This is a genomic window from Negativicoccus succinicivorans, assembly GCF_018373335.1.
Taxonomy (GTDB): domain Bacteria; phylum Bacillota; class Negativicutes; order Veillonellales; family Negativicoccaceae; genus Negativicoccus; species Negativicoccus succinicivorans_A.
In genome coordinates, this window is the sequence record NZ_JAHAHH010000091.1 from 1 (window position 1) to 4,259 (window position 4,259).

General features: G+C 55.3%; 3 protein-coding genes. All 3 read right to left on the minus strand.

Going from position 1 to position 4,259, the window contains the following annotated elements:
* Positions 1-817: nucleoside triphosphate pyrophosphohydrolase (mazG, locus tag KH813_RS06120; protein WP_303994469.1), on the minus strand; the 817-nt coding region annotated here is incomplete at its 3' end.
* Positions 817-2,415, minus strand: coding sequence for a polysaccharide biosynthesis protein (locus KH813_RS06125; RefSeq protein ID WP_303994470.1), 1,599 nt, complete (start codon positions 2,413-2,415; stop codon positions 817-819). The genes KH813_RS06125 and mazG, both read right to left, overlap by 1 nt.
* 3 nt (positions 2,416-2,418) lie before the next feature.
* Positions 2,419-4,259 (minus strand): transcription-repair coupling factor (gene mfd, locus KH813_RS06130; protein ID WP_303994471.1); only part of this gene is annotated, 1,841 nt, incomplete at its 5' end.

Sequence of the window (4,259 nt, forward strand, 5' to 3'; positions counted from 1 at the left end):
CATCGCCGCACTCTTCTTCTAAATGAGTTGGGCTTTCTTCAGAAAGAGCTTCACGGACTTCCTGCCATTCTTCTGTCAATTTTTCCAATGCGGGACCAATCGACGGCCAATCAAAGCCGACACGTGCTGTTTTCTCTTGTATTTTACACGCTAACAAAAGACTTGGCAAGCCTTTAGGCACGCCGTCAAGGATATTTTGCCGTTTTTTCTGAATTTTTTTCTGTTTTTCCCAATCAAAATTAGAAAAATCGGCTTTTCGGCCGTCCGCATCGCCAAAAACATGCGGATGGCGAACCGTCATTTTATGCGCGATGCCGCGCGCGACATCGGCGAAATTAAATTCTCCTCGCTCCGCCGCCAGTTCGCTGTGAAAAACGACCTGCAATAAAACGTCGCCCAGCTCCTCTTGCAAGAGTTTCATATCATGCCGATCGATAGCGTCCAATACTTCATGCGTTTCTTCGACCAGGTAACGGCGCAGGCTGGCATGCGTTTGCTTGCGATCCCAAGGGCAACCCGTTTCGCTGCGTAATGTTTTCATAATGCGGTAAAGCGCGAGCACTTCCGCCGCGACGGCCGCGCGCGGCGCCAATACTACGGCTTCACTCTCCACCGGCAGCGGCGCGTCAACATATGTTTCCCACACGCCGTCGCGATACACGCGGAACTCACCGTCAATGAGCGTGCCGGCGAGTTGTGAAATCGCTTCCTCTGTCAATATAATCGGCAACACGCGTTCGGCGGGAATCTCATCGCAAACGCGATACCCGTCAGCAGGATCCCACCCCAATTCCCGCAACCACTGCTCGTGTCGCATCAGCGATGCTCCCAGCGAGCGATTATGGTCGCCAATTTCGGGCCGATTTTCGGCAGCATGGCGACATCTTTGGATGAGATGCCTTTCGCCAAAATCAAACCGACCGTATAGACGATCATGCCGATAATAATCGCGCCCAACGTCGCCAGCGTATTACTGTGCACGGCCGCCAGCAGGCTCGTATACCCGAAATACGTAAAGATGCCCATGCCGATGGCGGCGGCGAAAATACGCGCGGTATGCTGCCAATCCATGCGGTAATCAAGATATTTATGCAGGAAGTAAAGATTCAACAAGGCCGCGACACCGAAATCGGCGTTGGTCGCCCATGCCGCGCCTTGAATACCGAGCGCCGGCATCGCCGTCAATGTCCAGTTCAAAATAAATTTCACGGCGGCGCTCACGACCATATTGATGAGCGGGATCGCCGTCCGCCCCATGCCTTGCAAAATCCCCGTCGTCACCTGCTGAACCCCCAGCAGAAAGATGCCGAAACTCATGATCTGAATCGACGATCCGGCGTTCGGCGTGGCGTAGAGCATGAGTGAAATCGGCGTCGCGATGACGCAAAGACCGACAAACGAAGGAATGGTTAAAATATTGGCGATCCGCATGGCGACATCCGTGCGGCGGAAAATCTGCGCGCGGTCATGCACCATGTACGCCGCCGAAATCGCCGGCACAAGGCTCGCGGCGAGCGATGCCGTTAAAATGGTCGGCAAGTTCACGAGCGATGTCGCCATCCCCGTCAAGTATCCGAAAAGTTCGGTCGATTCCTCGACTGAATACCCCGCCACCGCTAAGCGATGCGGCACAACAAATAAATCGATGTTGGCCACTACCGGCAGCATAATATTCGCCAAAGAAACCGGCAACGCCAACACCAATAAACGTTTCAAAATCGTTTTAAGCGACTCGCGCGGCAATGTCGTATCCTGATCGGCCAACATACGCCGACGTTCATGACGATCGCGGTAATAAAATATTCCCAGCGCCACGAGCGCGATCAACGCGCCCGGGAACGCGCCGAAGGTCGCCCCCGCCGCCGCGTATTCCAAACCGTACGGCAACAATAAAACGGCGAACGCGATCATGGTCACGACGCGGAACAACTGTTCCAAAATTTGACTGATCGCGGTCGGTTTCATCTCCTGCAAGCCTTGGAAGTAGCCGCGCAGACAGGAAACGATCGTAACGATAAAAATCGCCGGTGAAAGCGCGACCAGCGCCCAGTACGCGCGCGGATCCCGTACCAATCCCGTATCGACCAGCCAATGCGCGCCCGCGTATAAAAGCAGACTGAAAATAAAACCCGTGACGGTCAGCGCCAACGACGAGATCTTAAATACTCGTTGCGCGCCGATGTAGTCGCGGATCGCGTTCTTTTCCGCCACCATGATCGAAATCGCCACCGGCAAACCCGCCGACGAAATGCTTAAGGCCAATAAATAAATTGGGTAGGCCATCTGGTATAAGCCGATGCCTTCGCCGCCCAGTAAGCGGGATAGCAAAATACGGTTGACCGCGCCGATGATTTTCACGATAATACCCGCGATCGTTAAAATCATCGCCCCGCGAATAAATGTATCTTTACTCACACATTACTCCTTGCTTTGCGCAATATCTTCCTGTAAAAAAGCCGCTAATATTTCCGGCAAAAAATCTACCGCGGAATGACTCCACTGTAACTTATTTATTGTAGCACGCGGCACCTCGCCTGGCAAAAAGCGTAAACTTTTCATCACTTTCGCGGGCACTTTGGATACATCCCAAGTCGCCATCGCTTCCGGTCGGTTCCACGTGATCTCCACCGTGTTTTGCAATTCGCGAATACTGCCGATGCCGGCTTTCGCCGCGAGCACGCGCAACTGCGCCACGCGCAGCAATTGTTCCACAGGCGCGGGCGGCGTGCCGAACCGGTCCACCAATTCGTCGATCAGGTCGGACACTTCGGCCGCCGTATCCACTTCCGCCAAACGACGGTACATTTCGAGTTTTTGCGTCGGATCTTCAATGTAACGGTCCGGAATATACGCTTCCGCGGTCAGTTCCAAGAGCGGCGCCGCCACCGATTTACGCGGCGCGCGTTCGCCCTGTCGGGCGGCGATCGCCTCATCGAGCATCGTTGTATACGTGGTGAAGCCGACGCCGACCATATTGCCGTGCTGTTCACTGCCGAGCAAATTCCCCGCGCCGCGAATTTCCAAATCGCGCATCGCGATTTTGAAGCCGGCGCCGAGTTCGGTAAATTCCCGAATCGCGTACAGGCGTTTTTCCGCCGCCTCATTCATGATCTGATCCGGACGATACAGAAAATACGCGAACGCGTTGCGCTCCGAACGCCCCACGCGACCGCGCATCTGGTACAGCTGCGAAAGACCGAGCCGATCCGCGTCGTACACGATAATGGTATTGGCGTTCGGCTGGTCCAGTCCGTTTTCAATCAGGCTGGTGCAGACGAGCACATCAAAATCGCCCGCATAAAAATCCGCCATGACCCGTTCCAGCTCTTCGCCGGACATCGCGCCGTGCGCGATATCAAACGTGACCGACGGTCCGACGAGCGTTTCCAGCTTGCGCACCATGTCGCGAATCGTGGCGATCCGATTGTACACGAAATAAACCTGCCCGCCGCGCTGCACTTCCGCCAAAATCGCATCGCGCAAAATCGCGTCCGAGGTTTCCACCACATACGTTTGCACCGGCTGACGATCCGCCGGCGCTGTATAAATTACCGAAAGCTCGCGCACGCCGGCAAGCGACATATGCAGCGTGCGCGGGATCGGCGTAGCCGAAAGCGTGAGCACATCGACCATCGTGTTGCGCGCTTTCCACTTTTCTTTTTGCGCTACGCCGAACCGTTGTTCTTCATCGACTACCAAAAGTCCCAAATCGCGGAATTGCACCGCTTTATTCAACAGCGCGTGCGTGCCGATCAACACATCCGTCGTGCCGTTTTTGACGCCGCGCAAAATTTCTTTTTTCTCCGCCGCGCTGCGGAACCGGTTCAACACCGCCACATTGACGCCGAACGGGCCCAAACGCGCGCTAAACGTGCGATAATGCTGCTGCGAAAGCACCGTCGTAGGCACTAAGACGGCGACCTGCTTATTCGCCATAACCGCCTTAAAAACGGCTCGCATCGCGACTTCCGTCTTGCCGAAGCCGACATCGCCGCAAAGCAATCGATCCATCGGCTGCGGCTTTTCCATTGACGCTTTAATCTCGGCCGCGGCCTGCAACTGATCGGGCGTTTCTTCGTACATAAAGGCGTCTTCAAATTCACGCTGCCAGGGCGTGTCCGGCGGGAACGCGAAACCCGGTTCCACTTCGCGCTCGGCGTACAGCGCCACCAGCTTATCCGCCAAATCATCAATCGATTTTTGCGCACGGGCCTTTGCTTTCGTCCATTGCGCGCCGCCCATTTTGTGCAGCGTCGGCA